We start from the raw sequence: 17,995 nt of genomic DNA on the forward strand, positions 1-17,995 counted from the left end.
ATGGGTAGACCAGATTTTGAGAAATTGCAAGTTTATAGGTTGTCGGAGAAATTAGCAAATGAAATTTGGAGAATAGTTATGCAATGGGATAGCTTTTCTAAAGATACAGTTGGTAGACAAATGGTGCGTGCAGCAGATAGTATTGGAGCAAATATAGCAGAAGGAAGGGGACGCTATAATTTTCAAGATAATAAACGGTTTATCAGAATTGCTAGAAGTTCTTTAAATGAAACAATTCATTGGATGAGGTTAGCTTATGTTCGCAAATTATTAACAATAGAACAAGTTAACATTCTCAAACCATTAATAGATGAACTTTCCCCAAAACTAAACGCCTACTTACAGCACTTCCCAGTGTCATGAGGTACACTATGAACAGGCAAGATGCCTGTGCTACAAAGGTTTTATCATTAACATCTGTACCTCATAATAACGGAAACTGCTGTAAATTTTCTTGGCAAAACTAAAGACAACAATTAACACAAATTACCAATCACCCATCAGAGGTTGTTTGAAAAGTATTAGATGAAACCGATAATCTCTAGAAACCTAACCCCCCTTCCCCCCTTCCCTACCCCTCCCTGACCCTCCCCTTGTAGGGGAGGGAAGCGGAAAAACTTTTGTTAGTTGGAATGGGGGTTTCAAAGCCTCTCCCTAACCCTCTCCTAAAAGGAGAGGGAAAAGGAATAACATTTAATACTGGAGAGGTTTGGAGAGGGGTTTATTTATACATTAAAAACTTTTCAAACATCCTATCACCAATTACCAATTACCAATTACCAATCACCAATTACCAATTACCAATTACCAATCACAATAACGAGAAAAACATCATGTCAAATATCAAACGCCGTCATTTTCTGCAATTAGCTGGTTCTACCTTAGCAACAGTCGGTATCAGCCAATTAGATATAATGCACCAGGGAGACCGATATGGTCAAGTTCTGGCTCAAAATACATCTCGTAAACTAGCTTTACTGGTGGGAATTAATCAATATTCTGGAACAATTGGAGCTTTAAAAGGTTGTGTAACTGATGTCCAATTACAACAAGAGTTATTAATTCACCGCTTTGGTTTTAACCCTCAAGATATCCTCACATTGACAGATCAACAAGCTACTCGTAAAGGTATCCTCACAGCTTTTGAAGAACATTTGATTAACCAAGCAAAACCAGGAGATGTAGTAGTATTTCACTTTTCTGGACATGGTTCAAGAGTCATAGATCCAGATCGAGATCAACCAGATGGACTCAATAGCACTTTAGTTCCTATAGATAGCAAACTACCAGAAGCATATCGAATTACTGGTGGTGTGGTATCAGATATTATGGGACGCACTTTATTTTTACTTATGTCTGCCTTGAAAACAGAAAATGTGACTGTAGTATTAGATTCTTGTCATTCTGGTGGTGGAACAAGGGGAAATTTGCGGGTGCGATCGCGTTCTGGTGGTGAAGGGCTTAAACCTAGTTCAGTAGAACTTAATTATCAGAAACAATGGTTAGGACGTTTGAATCTATCACCAGAAAAGTTTATTGAACTTAGCAAAAAATCAGTAGCTAAGGGAGTTGTTATTGCTAGTGCCAAACGGGATCAATGGGCTGCTGATATGAATTTTAGTGACTTCCATGCAGGTGCTTTTACTTATGCTTTAACCCAGTATTTATGGCAACAAACCAATAATCAATCTATCAATAATGCGATCGTCAATGTTGGTCGAAGTACAGCAGCTTTGGCTTATCAGCAAGGAAACTATCAAAATCCACAAGTAGAATCGAATCTGACCCAAGAAAACACCAACACACCCATTTATTTTACACCCCAACAAGCAATCTCAGCCGAAGCTGTAATCACTAAGGTCGAAAACAACCAAGTACAATTATGGTTAGGTGGACTAGATTCACAAACTCTAGAAGCATTTAAAAAAGGCGCTATTTTTACGGCTTTAGATAGTCAAGGTAGTCAACGAGGATTAGTGAAACTAGAGTCACGACAAGGATTGATTGGCCAAGGGAAACTACTTTCCACAAAGCAGAATTTACAGATACAACCTGGAACATTATTACAAGAACGCATCCGTAGCATTCCCAACAACCTAACTTTAAAAATTGGTATTGATCAATCTTTTGATAATAACAATGCCCAGCAAGCAATCAAATTTCTGCAAGCAGTTAATCGTATTGAACCTAAGCGATTAGGCATTTCTGAAGTACAGTACATTTTTGGGCGTATGACTCAAGCCAAGTATGCAGAATTACAAGAATTACAAAAAAATAGAATCAAAAATCTTCCCCAAGTAGGTAGTTTAGGCTTATTTTTACCCAGCCAAGATGCGATTCTCCCTGCTTCTTTTGGTGAAACTACAGAAACTATCCAAGAAGCAATAACCAGATTAAAACCGAAATTTAAATCCCTGCTGGCAGCACGAATTATTAAGCAGGTATTAGGTAATACCAATTCATCACGGCTAAATGTGACTGTTTCCATGAATATTGCTAATAGCCAAAAAATCATTGCTGAAACTTTTGCTATTCGTGGTGTTAAGAAAGTTCCCGTAGATTCAAACCCAACCGTACCAGTATCACCTGTCAGGTTTTCTGAGTTAGGGATACCTCAATTAACCGTAGGAACACAAATTGCTTTCCAAATAGAAAATAATGAATCTAGTCATCTCTACGTGAGTATTTTAGTGATTGATGCTGAAGGAACAATGACGATTATTTATCCTAATGATTGGTCAGCTTCAGAAACAGCAGCATTGATCAAGCCAAAACAAAAATTAGTAATTCCTCAAGCTGGTCTTGATGGCTTTAAACTTACCATTGGTGAACCCTTGGGCGTTGCCGAAGCACTTGTTATTGCTAGTACCACACCTTTGCAAACTTCCCTAAAAGTATTACAAACAATTGCCAAACGCAGCGGTCTGAATAAAGGTCCGATGAATGTTAATGATGATCTGTTAGAGGTGACAGATAATTTACTCAATGATTTAGATGCAGGTACTCGTAACAGCGCTGACAGGGCAACAACCGAACTCCCAGATAATGTTCGTGGTATTGATACGAGTAAACTGGCAGCAATGGCGATCGCTTTTGAAGTTTTGAGGGGTTGAAAAACGTAATCCCCATAATCCCCGATTTTTGGATAAAGAATTGGGGAAAAAAAGCGGTCAGTGATGTAAAACTGACCGCAAAATGTTCAATGCTGATAAATGTAAAAGAGTTATCAGATTGACAATGCCATTAGAACAGCTAAGAGAATTTAGCACAAGTGTATACAATATTTTGGGCAAAGCCAAAGCCCGGATTTCTCACAAACGAAAAAAATTGTTCATAAAGAGTAAAACAAAGGAAGTTTATTTGATATAGGAATCCGGTTTGGTTCCTGATAGCTATCTAAAACTTCCAGGGTTTTGTATAAAAATTATTCTTTGAGGTATTCAAAAATCCGAAATTACCGATTGTGACACCTGGGGGTGCGGAAGGTGGGTTAAAAGTGAACTGTTTTGGTATACAATCTGTTCTTACTGGGGTCATATTTTATAATTGCTGAAATGCTTTTTACATATACATTTTCGCAGTTTTTGACCCCTTTTTTCTTTTCTTTGTGAGAAATCCTGGTTATCTTGGGCGATCTTGGGGGACTTGGATTAGCCCTTATAAAGGGGGGTAACAATGTGATAAAAATTACGAAATACCACTTCTTAAACATCCTCTAACTTCTTTCCAAGAACTTACAGATTTCACAGATTAAATTATCTCAAAAATCATCTAATCTATGAAATCCTTTCATCCGTTTAATCCGTGTTCAAACTAATATGCAAACTGAACCAAAACCAGGAACACTTTATATTGTTGCCACACCCATCGGTAATCTAGAAGATATGACTTTTAGGGCGGTGCGAATTTTACAAGCCGTGGATATGATTGCGGCAGAAGATACACGCCACACAGGCAGATTGTTACAACATTTTCAAGTGAAAACTCCCCAAATTAGTTACCATGAACATAATAGTCATAGTCGTGTTCCTGAACTATTAGAGTATTTACAATATGGAAAAGCGATCGCATTGGTAAGTGATGCGGGAATGCCAGGAATTTCTGACCCAGGATATGAGTTAATTAAGGCTTGTATTGATAATGGGATCACTGTTGTGCCTATTCCCGGTGCAAGTGCTGTAATTACGGCTTTGAGCGCGGCTGGATTACCCACAGATAGGTTTATTTTTGATGGTTTTTTACCGGTTAAAAGTCAACAACGCCAGAAATATTTGGAGTCTTTGCAAGGTGAATCCCGAACTTTGGCTTTCTATGAATCACCTCACAGATTACGAGATACCTTAGCCGATTTGGGAGCAATCTTGGGAAGCGATCGCTCTCTAGTTATAGCACGAGAACTGACGAAATTATATGAGGAATTTTGGAGGGGAACAATTGCCGAGGGGATTACCCATTACCAAGACAAAGAACCCCAAGGAGAATATACTCTTTTAGTAGCTGGAAATCCACCTAGTAAACCTCAACTCACAGAAACCGAATTAAAAAACGAACTATTATCAATGATTAAACAAGGTATTTCTCGTTCTCAAGCTAGTCGTGAGATAGCAAAGGATACGGGTTTATCTCGTCGCTATCTCTATCAACTAGCTTTGACAATTGAACTTAGCAGCTAAGTATAGAAACGATGATCATGATCTAGAATAGGACAAACTAGACGACCGCTCCAAAGGAGAAAACCGCATCATTAAAATCGTAGTCACTTACTCCCACACCCGCAGGTAAATCTTCAAAACCAAAAGTATTATTGCCAAAACTCTTCAAGTGGGCTGCACCATCTGGGTTAGCTACCCCAAAGCTAAAATAGGCTACAGGTAAAGTCGTGTAATTTTGGGCATTAGCCGGACTATTATTAGGGTTCGCAGCAAAGAAAGCATTAATCGCTTGTTGAAGATTACCAGAAAAGTTACCACCATTAGCAATTACAAAAGGAGAATAGATTTTACCACCACTGACAATGACATCACTTGCAGCACCACTAGCTGAACCCCCTACCCGCACAATAAAGTTATCTACTACCTTACTCAAAGCGGCTTTCGCATAACCGGTGTCCCCTGGTTTAATGCCATTTACAGACCCGGTTACATTATCCACCTCATATAGACCGAACAGATTATTAAAGGCTGCGGTGGTCTGATTTAGGGCATTTTGCAGGAAGTTTTTGACAAGGGATGGGTTGTAGTTATTAGGAAATTCGTAGCCCAATTTATCAACAATACCAGTTAATGTACCTGCTTCCTTGGGAATCAGTTTATCATCAGGAGCAATTGAGATTAGCTGAGTTGGTGCTACTGTAGCAGTTGTAGCTTTACCCGTAACCGTTACCTTAACATCAGCACTTGCGGAAAGACTACCATCAGAAACAGTGTAACTAAAGACATCATTACCCAAATAATTGGCATCTGACAGCGTATAGGTCAAATTATTGCCATTGATCTCAACTTTGCCATATTTACCGTCGGTTTTGCCGGTGAGCTTTAAACTATCTCCTTCAGGGTCACTATCATTGTTTAAAGGGTTGATAGTTCCCGCACTTCCTTGACTGACAGACAATTGATCATTTTGTGCAACGGGAGGATCATTTACCGGAGTCAGATTGATTGTTATTGTAGCAGGATCAGATTCTACTTTTGGAGTACCATTATCAATCGCTGCTACTGTGAATGTGGCAACATTACCATTAGCATTAATAACGGGATTATATCGCACATTAGCCAGGTCATTAACTAATATCTCTTGATTGACAATCACTTGTTGACCATTCACAAAAGTTAGGCTTCCAGCGGTTGGTAAACTTATTACCTTAATTGCCATTAAATCATTATTGTCTTCGTCTTGGTATTTACCCTTGTTTTTGAAGTCTCCAATACCAAAACTTATTATTTGATCTTCTTGTCCATTTTGGGTGAAGCTTTGCAGATTTGGTTTTTTGTTGGGTGCAGTGTCATCATTATTAATTGTTCCTTTCGCTGTAGCGTTGGTGGAACTAACAACTGCATCATTATTAGGATTACTCAAACTGACAGTAAAAGTCTCATTGCCTTCAAATAGGGTATCTTGAGTTGTTTGGACAGTAAAGGTTGTAGTAGTCTCTCCAGGTGCAAAAGTTAAAGTCTCCGTTTTTGCCGTCAAGTCACTGGTACTAGCTGTATCATCTGTCGCAATAGAAGTGGCTACAGTCACACTTTGGTTAGCTTGAGCATCCCCTGTACGAGTGACAGTGAAATTTACCTCACTTCCTTCCGTTGCGGAAGCAGCAGCAATACTAAATACGGGTGCAGTGTCATCATTATTAATTGTTCCTTTCGCTGTAGCGTTGGTGGAACTAACAACTGCACCGTTATTAGGATTACTCAAACTGACAGTGAAAGTCTCATTGCCTTCAAATAGGCTATCTTGAGTTGTTTGGACAGTAAAGGTTGTAGTAGTCTCTCCAGGTGCAAAAGTTAAAGTCTCCGTTTTTGCCGTCAAGTCACTAGTACTAGCTGTATCATCTGTCGCAATAGAAGTTGCTACAGTCACACTTTGGTTAGCTTGAGCATCCCCTGTACGAGTGACAGTGAAATTTACCTCACTTCCTTCCGTTGCGGAAGCAGCAGCAATACTAAATACGGGTGCAGTGTCATCATTATTAATTGTTCCTTTGGCTGTGGCATTTGTGGAACTAATGATTGCACCATTGGTAGCATTGCTTAAACCAGCAGTAAAAGTTTCTTGGTCTTCAAATAGGGCATCTGGAGTTGTTTGGACAGCAAAGATTTTAGTAGTTTCTCCCTGTGCAAAAGTCAGAGTTTCCGTTTTTGCAGTCAAGTCGGTATCACTGGCTGTATCACCTGTAGCAATAGAGGTAACTAAAGTCACACTTTGTTGAGCCTGGGCATCTCCTGTTCGAGTTACAGTAAAGTTGATAGCATTTCCTTCTGATGCCTCAGCGGTAGCAATGCTAAATATGGGGGCTGGATCATCATTAGTAATAGTTCCTTGGGCTGTGGCGTTTGTAGAACTAATGATTGATACATTTGTAGGATTACTTAAACTGACAGTAAATGTCTCATTTCCTTCAAACAGGACATCTTGAGTTGTTTGGACAGCAAAGGTTGTAGTAGTCTCTCCCGGTGCAAAAGTCAAAGTTGCCGTTTTTGCAGTCAAGTCGGTATCACTGGCTGTATCCCCTGTAGCAATAGAGGTAGTTACAGTTACACTTTGTGAAGACGAATTATTTCCTGTCCGAGTGACAGTGAAAATTATGATATTTCCTTCTGTTGCTGAAGCTGAGGTGATAGCAAACTGTGGTAATTCATAATTCTTCAGAATAGCTAAGGGATTACTATTCGCACTAATTAAGGTGTAATTTCCCTGGGGTGAAAATGTCAGTTGACTGATGTTTTTGAATCCTTCAACATCCACTTTTAGTGAATCTTGTGCCGGATTAAAATCTGTAATTATATTGGGACTTTGCAGATATGCAGCATTAGCTAACCAAAATGTATCTTGACCATCACCACCTGTTAAGGTGTTACCACCAAGACCAGAGAAGATGATATCATTACCAGCATCACCAAATACTTTGTCATTCCGATCAGGGAATATTTGATCATTCCCTTCACCACCAGATAAAATATTATTACCTTGACCATCGGAGAATAAACGGTCAATTCCTGAACCACCTAAAGCCGTATCATTTTCCTTAGCAAAGATTTCATCATCACCTTCACCACCATCTAGGATATTGTCACCTGTTCCTGTGACACCATCAATGGAGTCATTACCTGCTAAACCCAGGAGAGTATAACCGCTGGCAGATGCTAATAATATATCGTTTCCAGAAGTACCACTAATAGTAACAGGTAGATTATTTGGTAGTTCAATAATGCCTAATTTTTCAGGAATTGTTGTGCCAGCAACATTAAAATCATTATCATTAATCAAAGCCAGAATATTGGGGGCAACTAATGCCAAACCTTCTAATTTTTCAACTCCGGTGTAACCTACTTGTGCTGCATTAACAATTAAAGTTTTGTTAGCAGCAATAATTCCAGCGGTAGTTAATTCAGCCGGGCTTAATTGTTCAATATTCTTAGCACTTGGCAAAGTAAAGTTAGCAGGATTATTGATATTAGTAGCTGTTGTTAAATCTATTTGATAGATAAGTTTATTGGAAGTATTATCACTTCTATCATCTCTTTCTACAACTGCAAATTTACCATTACCCAATGCAACAGCATCACCGATTTTATCAGTTTTGGCATTACCACTGCCTGTAATATCATCCAAGAGATAGAGATATTCACCAGTTACCTGTTTAGAAACTATGTCAAATTCCAAAATTCGCAAATTACGGGAATTTCTGGAGGTTGTATCAGTGCCATTATCGGGATTATCAATTGGACTTTGAATAAAAGCATATAGTTTGTTACCTTCTAGTGCTATTGCTTCAAAGCCGCGATTTGCCCGTCTTTGGGCGTAAACTGCGGGTAATACCTCAGTTCCAAAAGTCCCTGCGGGTTGATCTGGTTCTGTGGCTGCTGCTGTTCCTTGGGGAACAAAACGCTCAAGTAACTTCCCATTGACATCAAAATGGTAAATTGCGGGACGATATTCATCTACCAGCCAATAGTTGCCATTTGGTGCAATCACGATACCTTCGACATCAGCCCCTAAAGTATCATTAGGTAAGATTTGACCATTTAAATCAACGCCGATTTCATCAGTGTAAGCTGTTCCACCAGCCCCAGCTTGGACGTTGGGAAGTCCAGTTAATGGGGTTGTACCATCTTCACGAAATAACCCAGTTCTTTTGGTAATCGTGATTTGATTAGTGGTTTGATTGAGTTCAAAACTGACTATTTCTGGTTGAAAATTTGGTAATAAAAACGGTCTATTTTGACCTGTGGGTTCACCATTGGGACCACGATCTGTATGGGTAACAAATTTGAGATTGCCATTATCTGCCACACCTTGGAAATACAATCCAGAAAAACCACCCAAGAAGATATCTTGTCCGGTGGAAGTTGTGCCTAATTTGGGTAGATTTTGAAATTCATAAGTAGTTAACTTTGGTTGGGAAGCTATTTCATAAAAGCTAACAGTATTACTAACTTCATTAGAAACTGCCAACATGGGACGAGAATTGGGACTATTTTCCGCAGAGATAAATTTTAAGCCTTCAGGAGAGACATCACCTTCGGTTCTAATATACTGAACAAATTGAGGTGCAGTGGGGTTACTAAGATTATATACCATCACCCCACCGCCAGCCCTTTCTAAGCCAACGAATCCATAAGGAATACCATCAATTACACCAACAACTGTACTTTCTGGTTCAGGGCCTTTATTATCGGAACGAGTATCAAATTCAGTGGCTGAACCATTATTAGCATTAAAAAGTGTAGGCGTTCGTTGTTTGAGAATTTGTTCAATTTGGTCGCCACTGTCATATACTAATTTACCTTGATCATCCCAAATTGAGAAGGAACGAGCGCCGTAAGCATAAAGTTGATCAAAGTCTCCGTCTCCATCGGTATCTCCCAGTTTATTGGTAACGGTTAAACGTCCTAAATTTTCCGGTTTTTTCAACTCAGTAGCATTAGGAAAAGCTGTAGGATCAAGAGCTAAACTAGAAACTCTTGCTTCTTCGTTAAATAGTGATCCTTCATTACCAAAAGTACCATTTGCGGTAGGACGAATCCGCGCATCTCCTTCATTTGCGGTGATATAATAGGTTTTATTGCCAACTAGGAAAGAGCTAATTGCATCGGGTTGATACATCCCGAAAATTGGCCAATTTTGAATATTAATTTTACCTCCACCACTAGAAGTACCATTAACATCTCTATCACTAGCATCAAGACCATTTCCTGGTAAATTATGATCTTTAAAACCTAATGGAACAATTTTAGTAATACTAGCAGTAGCAATCTCTAAAACTGCAAAGGCGTTATTTTCTTGTAGGGTAACAAATGCAGTTTTGCCATCGGAAGAAACTGCAATATACTCTGGTTCTAAATCTTGAGCAACGGCGGCATTAAGCCCAAAAAGTCTGACTCCGGCGGCTTTTAAAGTTTCTTTTTGCTCATTAAATGCCGTGAAATTTGCAGTTGTAACTTTACTATTATCTAAACTGGCAATGTTTCCAGAAACATCAATAATACTAATTGAACCTTCTGGATCAATGGCATAATTTTCACTGGGTTCTCCTTCGTTGGTGACAAGTAATTTGCTACCATCCGCAGTGAAAGTGATCATGTCAGGTAAAGCACCTACTGTCACTTCGGAAATTTTAGTGAGAGTTACAGCGTCATAAAAAGCAATTTTACCAGGGTCGGTACTTGTAGTTGCAGAAACAGCGATCGCCACAATGCTATTTCCAGTTCCTATGCCTTTTCTGACGGCTACACTTTGAATTCCTGCACCTAAGTTAGAAAGATCAATGTTAGTAACTTGAGTGGGGTTATTTGCATCAGAAACATCCACTACTTGGAGAACAGGTTTATTCCCAGATTCTCCAGTCACAAACAGGCGTTGAGATATGGGATCAAAATCAGAAATTTCTGCGCCGCTTAATTTGATAGTACCGATATGGTTAAGTTGAATTGAATTCATAATTTTTATATTGGCAATTAGAGGTTTGTTGTTACTTAGTCTGGAACGGAGATTTTAGTCTTTTTGAGCTTAAAAAAAAATGGCTAAATTTCTGACTATTCAGAGAATTTATCCCAATTTATTTAAGGCATAAATAATTAAAGGTTAAGGAAAAATTAAAAAACCTACGATAACAGCTTATGTGTTAATCCTGTCTACACTTGACTAAATAGCTTTTGTTTTCTAACTTTCAGTAATTTTTGTTTTATTAATTTGATCCTATTCCCACCATATATTTATTATATCTGAATGTGGAACAAGAGCGTTCGCATCTCGAAAAGACGGCACTCTGTATAAATCGCTAAAAATCCAGAGTATTAAATATTAATACTGAATTAAGCAAGTAATTATTTATGATAGCCTAAAAATGCTAACGTATGATGTTTTACAGTGCAGAATGTTAGGTTAATAATATATACTGGATAAAAAATAGTCCTTAAAATCACCATGCAAGTCTGGATACTTAACACCCAACTCCAAAACGGACAGTACATTATCCAAAAAGTCATCGGTGGTAGTGGCTTTGGTGAGACCTATCGGGCTAGAGATACGGAAGAAAATAGACTGGTAGTTATTAAAACTCTAAATCGTGAATAACAACAAAAACAAGATTTTACAGACAGACAAAAAAGTTTCGTAGAGAAGCATTAGATTTAGCCGAATGCTACCATCCGCATATTGTCCAAGTTTACGATACTTTTCTGGAAAATGGTTTTTGGGCGATCGTCATGGAACATATTGACGGGGATAATTTGTTATACTACAAAAATATTACTTTTAATAAAACAGCAACTAAACAGAACCTCAAAGGACACCTCCCTGTAGCATTTGGATATGAAGGGGGGTGGACAGGGGTGGGTAGAAGTTTTCTGTCGCCTCCAGGCTTGTATATTGTAGGTGCATCAAGGAAAGTTTTCCCATGCTTGAGTAACTAACTGACTTAACCAACGTCTTTGTTGTCTATCTAACATTTGATCATCCGCTAATACTTGGGTCGTTAATTGATCTAAGGACTGACCCTGTGCGCGAACAACTCTAACTACACCAGCAATTACCGCAGCAACTAGTTCTTCATCAACTGGCTGTTTTCTGAGTGCAGATATTTCTTGGGGACTGTCTGGGATAGGATAATTCATGGCGTGGGTTTAGGAAATTTACAATATGAACAATAAACTTGATAGTAAGAATTCAGAGGTCAGGAGTCATGATGTAGGGGCGCAGGACTTGCGCTCAGTCAGGAAGCAGGAGGTAGAAAGAAGGCGGAAAAAGATTTTTCTTCTCTGTTCTCTTCAATCTCAAACCTTATGTATGCTGAGTCCTTACACTTGATAAATCATTAAAATTCTTTATGGGATCTTTATGAAGTTAATTAGCGCAGAGTCTAACCTAGTTTCTGCCTTTTTTTAATCTGTCTAAGTGAGTAAATGGATAGGAGATGTCAGAAAAATATGCAAGAACTTCTTTATTTAGAAATTCCTACGCCCGATACAGTATCCGTTAGCAAATGGCTACAAACAGATTTTGTTGTTGAAAATGGGCAAAAATTAATTACCCCAGATGGTTTGCGGTTGAGAAGCGCGGTTCAAAGTCCCACTTCTGGTGATGTAGAACTGTCTATATTTGTGTGGTCGGTGCAGCGAACAACTTATCTCAAGGTATTCCGTTGGGGAGATGAACCTTTTCCAGGGGAGAGAGGTATTCTCCAATCTCTGACACAGGAAATTAGAGGTCGCTTTCCTAATTGCTACCCGGAACTACCTGTCATTGATGCCCGAAATTCAATTTTCGCAGAGCTAGAACCTTATTATCCCTTAACTGTTAAGTATTTTCAGAAAATGTCTAATGGGGAATATCACCTCAACCGGGCTTACTGGTGGGAACAACGGTGGCGCGAAGGGGTAAGAAATCCGCAAAAGCCCAGGCAAGTGGTATTTTATCAAGGGAATAGCCAGGAAACATCACCTGTTCTTTCTCCTGCTGCTAGTCCTGAGTATGACCTGATTTATATTGGTGGTGCTTTGGGGTCAATTCATGCGGCGGTGATGGCTAAATTGGGCTATAAGGTGTTGTTGGTGGAAAGATTACCTTTTGGTAAAATGAACAGAGAATGGAATATTTCTCGTGATGAAATCCAAAGTTTAATCAATTTGGGTTTGTTAACAAATGCTGAATTAGCAGAAATTATTTCTAGGGAGTATAAGGACGGTTTTAATAAGTTTTTTGATGGAAATAATCCTGCTACGTTAAAATCGTCTGTTCTCCACACTCCTACAGTCCTGAATATAGCTTTAGATTCAGAAAGGTTACTGGCATTATGTGGACAAAAACTTCAAGCTGCTGGTGGTGATATTTGGGATGAAACGGAGTTTTCCCAGGTGAATATTAGTTCGACACAAGTTGCTATTAATGTCAAACATTTGCCGACTGGGAATGAACGGCAAGTGAGTGGAAGGTTGTTGATAGATGCAATGGGAACGGCTTCACCAATTGCTTGGCAATTAAATGGTGGTCGGGCTTTTGATAGTGTGTGTCCAACGGTGGGAGCGGTGATTGAAAAGGGCTTTGAGCCTGGAGTTTGGGATTCTGAGTATGGGGATGTTCTCTATAGTCATGGGGATATTTCTAGGGGACGACAGTTGATTTGGGAGTTGTTTCCTGGGGGTGGGGAAGAGTTGACGATTTATCTGTTTCACTATCATGAGGTGAATGAGCAAAATCCTGGTTCTCTGTTGGAAATGTATGAGGATTTTTTCACTATTTTGCCAGAGTATCGGCGTTGTGATTTGGATAAATTAGTGTGGAGAAAGCCCACTTTTGGCTATATACCAGGACATTTTAGTGTAGATAGTAGCGATCGCACTATTGCAGTTGATAGATTAATTTCCATTGGTGATGCTGCTTCTTTGCAGTCTCCTCTAGTTTTTACTGGTTTTGGTTCTTTAGTCCGCAATTTAGACCGATTAACTACTCTGTTAAATATCGCGCTCAAACATGATTTATTAAGTCAGCAACACTTAAATAAAATTCGGGCTTACCAAAGTAATGTGGCGGTAATGTGGTTGTTTTCTAAGGGAATGATGGTTCCTACTGGCAAATTTATCGCCCCCCAAATGATAAATTCGATGCTGAATACTTTCTTTGGGTTATTAACAGATGAAACCCCGGAAGTTACAGATAATTTCATTAAAGATCGTTGTGATTGGTTTACTTTTAACCGTCTAGCTTTGAAAGCAGCCATGAAAAATCCCGCTTTATTATTGTGGATTTGGCAATTAGCTGGTTGGCGAGATTTATTACGTTGGCTGGGTAATTATGTTAGTTTTGCTCGTCATGCTTTAGTCAGTCTGATTTTGGGGACATGGTTTCCACAATTCTTAAAATGGAATCAATCTTGGTTAGAAAATCGCTTTCCAGGATTATGGTTACAATTGTTAGTAATTAACTATGCAATTTCTACTGGTAGACCACGATTACCGCCGGCGTTGCGTTAGTTTTATTTATTATCAATTAATTAGGGATTTTGGAGTTATAAAACTTTTAAAATCCTTAATTATATTCATCATCAACATAGGATTCATATATCTCCGGTGTTTCTTTGGAACTAACAGAGTCCGATAGTTGGAAACTGTCATCTGTCATCCGAATAATTTCTCCCGAAAAGAATTTGGCTAAACTTTCCGCAGCTTTAACGACTCCATCATGATCCCAATTTGATGGAGATGGTGACACCGGTGGCGGAGAAATAGTTTGTACTGGTGCTGAATTGGTAACAACAGGCTCAATTTGGACTGGTGCGGGTAGTGGTGTGGATACCGTAGCTACTGGTTGTGGTATCTGTGGGGGTGGTTGTTGATGTGTAGGTTGGGGTGGTTGTTGATGTGTAGGTTGGGGTGGTTGTGGAACTGGAGGAGAAGTTCGTGGTGGTGGATTTCTTCTGGTAGATGTCGCGTTTGCAGTAGTAGCTTTTTCTAAAGTAACTTGAATTTCTTGCTGGAAAGTTTGTCTAAAGGCTGTGGTGATAATAGGTAAATAAGTTTTTGCTTTGTCATACCAAGCAGGTTTGACACCAATACGGACAATAGAACCATTAAATTCCATTAAATGGCACATTTGACCTAGCAGTGCTTGTGCGGGTAGCTGTTGAATATGTCCACGAACTTGTTGCCAAAGTTGAGTTAAATCGTATTGTGAACTTTCTCCTACTGGTTGTACTGCTGCTGGTTGATGGTTTGTGGGTGGTGGAGATACAAGTTCTTGGGGTGGTGGTGCGAAATTAACAGATGGATTGTAATTTGTGGGTGGATATGCTGGTGGTGCAGCAACGGGTTGATATGTTGGGGTTGCAGCAGTTGTATTGGTTCTTTGCGGGATATTTGCAGTTGGGATTTGAATATTGGCACTGGGTAATAATCCCAGTAATGTTACTTCTAACCATAACCGGGGTTGAGTGGTGTTTTTTAGTTGGACTTCAGCTGTTCTCAGGTGTTGTTGTCCTAGCAAGATGGTACTGATGTCAAATTTTTGGGCAAATTCAACTAATGATGTCCAGGTTGACTGAGTACAAGCAACTAAATCTTGACGATTGGGGGCAGTTTTAGCGATGAGAAAATCTCGATAAAAAGCGGCGAGATTTTGGAGAATAATTAGGGGTTCTCGTCCTCTATCGAGGATTCTTCGGGTAGTGTCTAGGACTATTTCTGCTTGATCTTGAGCGATCGCTTCTAACAATCCAAATAGGTCTTTTTCGCTGACTGAACCCACCAAATCCCAAACTTTATCCGGTGTTACTTCCCCAGCGACTAAAGCTAATTGATCTAATAAACTTTCTGCATCTCTTAATCCCCCTTGGGCAATTTGTCCTACTAAAGTCAGGGAATCATGGGAAATATTAATACTTTCTTTATCGGCAATATGTGTTAAATGTTTTACCATTGCCTCTAACTGAATCCGTCGAAAATCAAACCTTTGACAACGAGAAATAATTGTTGGTAATACCCTTTGTGGGTCTGTTGTCGCCAGAACGAAAACAACGTGTTTAGGTGGTTCTTCTAGGGTTTTAAGTAACGCATTGAATGCTGCGGTACTTAACATATGACAGTTATGCACTAATAACCCATTAGCTACAAAGTTATGATTATCCTCAACTTCCAGATCATAAACTCGCTCAACTCCAGCGAGGTGAACAGATTCTACCTTCTGCAAATTTGTAAATGAGCGTGCCGCATCCACATTCACAGGGGATAGTATGTTCATTCCTTCTTTTACGTCTTTGGCTGCTATCCATGCATGATCAGTCCTGATTAAATGATTACTTGTACACTTAATCTCTCTGTGAGTTGTTTTGATAACTAAAGTTTGCTTTTCCCCTTGATCTAACCAACGGACAACTTTTTTAAATTCCCATTTTTCAGAGGAATCATTGTAACTAAGAACTCTCTGACCTTGAATATTCGAGTTATCAATGCGGACAAGTCCGGCATCTGTAAGAATTAATGAGTCTCCAGTTAGGCACTCATCAATCACATACACTTTATAACGGCACTGCATCGGGGCAAACTGCGCCCTTTCAATCAGTTCCCGGATGTTATCAACACCCGTATTACTGGCAGCGTCAATTTCAATAACATCAGTAGAATAGCCTTTAGTAATCCCCTGACAGATTTCACAAACGCCGCAGGGTTGGGGGGTTGGCTGGTTGCCTTGGAGACAATTGAGAGATTTAGCAAGAATTCTCGCACTGGAAGTTTTTCCTGTACCTCTAGGTCCAGTGAACAAATAGGCAGGGGCGATTTTCGCTGAAAGAATGGCATTTGTTAGGGTAGTAGCGATCGCCTCTTGACCCACCAGTTCAGCGAAGCTCTTTGGCCGATACTTATGGTGCAGGGGTTCGTAAGACATGGAGACAGGTTTAAATCCGTATATCCCAGGTAAATTTTAGGGTTTTATTATTCTAACAACTCATGGCACTCGATTTTGGATTGACAATTTTGGATTTTGGATTGACTCCACCCTCAAGGACGGGTCTTGTACAAAATTTTTGAATCTCAAATCTCAAATCTCAAATTTTTTATTTGCAAGTCTCTTACGCCGTTGTGTACTAGTCACTCCCACAGCTAAAATTTTAAGAGGCAACATCAATGGTGCATCAAATGTTCAAGCGGCTAATCCAATGGCTCAAAAAATTTTTTCGGCACTTGTTTGGTGGTAAACAAAATCTCACCCCCAATCGAGAGGAAGTCCCCACACAAGTAGCGCCACCCCTAAGTGATACAGATTTAGAATTTCTATTTACAGAACTACTGGAAGGGGTTCATCAGGTCAAGGGACAAGCTTGGGCGCAGAAATGGTTACATAGTCTTGAACATCGTGTTAGTACGGAACAGTGGTTAGAATGGTTAATCCGTTTTGGAGACAGATTATTAGCATCTGCTAAACCTCATAATGAATTAGCAGCCAGATTAGTCCAACTTGGTGAGCTAGGAGTTGGGGACATCAGTAATCTGTCCTACGATATAGGCATGAAAGTCTTAACACTTAATCCAGGAGAACCAATTTGGGAATATGACGGTCCCGATACAGTGGAGAATAACCCCTTTGAATCTGCCAACACAGAGGAAAATTCACCCGAAGGGGAATACAAGACTGTTACCCTAGATGAACTCTTAATTATGTTGCAACAGGATGAGAACCTATGTGAACAAATCTCCCAACAACTAGGAGTGGAAACACAAAATCCCGAAGAGATTATTCAGGTATTGGTTAATCAGTATAATGAAGCGAACGAACCCTCTGTATAATAAAAACTGAGGACTGACACTTTTCGTGATTATAGTCTTCAGTTCTAGGAAACACAGGGTTAGGGAAAATTACGCTTTTTGTGAAATAGTATAAACAGGATTTTTAACTCAGTCTGATCAAGACAAGTCCCCATAAGTAGGTGGGCGTTAAAAATTGTCGTTGGGGTAAGGGAACAGGGAACTCTTAACTGGGAACAGGAAGAGAGTTTTGAGTGATTTTACTTTTCTTCACATACCTTTAAATTTTTCTGTTCACCTACTTAACTCAAGTTTGATTTGTTCGGTGTAGCTATTAGTATTATTACGCAGGTCTATTAAATTTTTTAGACCTTTCCGTAATTAATAATTTTTTTGACACAACAATAGCTACAATCTAGGAGAAAGAAAATCCCATAAATTGGCAGATGTTCAGGTGGCTCTTGCAGTGGCTTAACAGATTTTTACAGTACCCCTTTGGCAGTCTTGGGATAAGTGATCCCAAGTCTAGTCAAGGCAATCTG

General features: G+C 39.4%; 9 protein-coding genes. 6 read left to right on the forward strand and 3 right to left on the reverse strand.

All coding sequences use genetic code 11. The features are described from left to right. From CA730_RS07870 to rsmI, 3 genes are all read left to right on the forward strand, one after another. A complete protein-coding gene (locus CA730_RS07870; RefSeq protein WP_096665967.1) occupies positions 1-363 on the forward strand; it encodes a four helix bundle protein in 363 nt (120 codons plus the stop codon). Between the two features lie 470 nt (positions 364-833). Next, complete coding sequence (locus CA730_RS07875) at positions 834-3,113, forward strand: caspase family protein (protein ID WP_096671364.1); 2,280 nt, start codon at positions 834-836, stop codon at positions 3,111-3,113. Between the two features lie 705 nt (positions 3,114-3,818). Continuing rightward, positions 3,819-4,673 carry a 16S rRNA (cytidine(1402)-2'-O)-methyltransferase gene (gene rsmI / locus CA730_RS07880; protein WP_096665970.1) on the forward strand — a complete coding sequence of 285 codons (855 nt, stop codon included), beginning with the start codon at positions 3,819-3,821 and terminating at the stop codon, positions 4,671-4,673. 37 nt (positions 4,674-4,710) lie between these two features. On the opposite strand, the gene CA730_RS07885 is transcribed toward rsmI, so the two are convergent. Continuing rightward, on the reverse strand, positions 4,711-10,659 hold the full coding sequence (locus CA730_RS07885) for a choice-of-anchor I family protein (RefSeq protein WP_096665973.1): 5,949 nt from the start codon (positions 10,657-10,659) through the stop codon (positions 4,711-4,713). A 486-nt stretch (positions 10,660-11,145) separates the two neighbouring features. On the opposite strand from CA730_RS07885, the gene CA730_RS25530 reads away from it, so the two are divergent. Further along, the gene (locus CA730_RS25530) at positions 11,146-11,295 is read left to right on the forward strand and encodes a hypothetical protein (RefSeq protein WP_231940029.1); all 150 of its coding nucleotides are present in this window, start codon (positions 11,146-11,148) and stop codon (positions 11,293-11,295) included. A 305-nt stretch (positions 11,296-11,600) separates the two neighbouring features. Here the strand turns inward: CA730_RS25530 and CA730_RS07895 are convergent, their stop codons facing one another. Continuing rightward, entirely contained in the window at positions 11,601-11,834 is a 234-nt protein-coding gene (locus tag CA730_RS07895; RefSeq protein ID WP_039200269.1) for a hypothetical protein, read from the reverse strand. Positions 11,835-12,146: 312 nt separating this feature from the next. Here CA730_RS07895 and CA730_RS07900 point away from each other — a divergent pair, with 312 nt between their 5' ends. Beyond that, entirely contained in the window at positions 12,147-14,189 is a 2,043-nt protein-coding gene (locus tag CA730_RS07900; RefSeq protein WP_096665976.1) for an NAD(P)/FAD-dependent oxidoreductase, read from the forward strand. A 55-nt stretch (positions 14,190-14,244) separates the two neighbouring features. On the opposite strand, the gene dnaX is transcribed toward CA730_RS07900, so the two are convergent. Next, entirely contained in the window at positions 14,245-16,596 is a 2,352-nt protein-coding gene (dnaX, locus tag CA730_RS07905; RefSeq protein WP_096665979.1) for a DNA polymerase III subunit gamma/tau, read from the reverse strand. Positions 16,597-16,835: 239 nt separating this feature from the next. On the opposite strand from dnaX, the gene CA730_RS07910 reads away from it, so the two are divergent. After that, the gene (locus CA730_RS07910) at positions 16,836-17,495 is read left to right on the forward strand and encodes a hypothetical protein (protein ID WP_172891161.1); all 660 of its coding nucleotides are present in this window, start codon (positions 16,836-16,838) and stop codon (positions 17,493-17,495) included. Positions 17,496-17,995: the final 500 nt, after the last annotated feature.

Origin of the sequence: Dolichospermum compactum NIES-806 (genome assembly GCF_002368115.1) — a bacterium.
GTDB classification, from domain to species: Bacteria; Cyanobacteriota; Cyanobacteriia; order Cyanobacteriales; family Nostocaceae; genus Dolichospermum; species Dolichospermum compactum.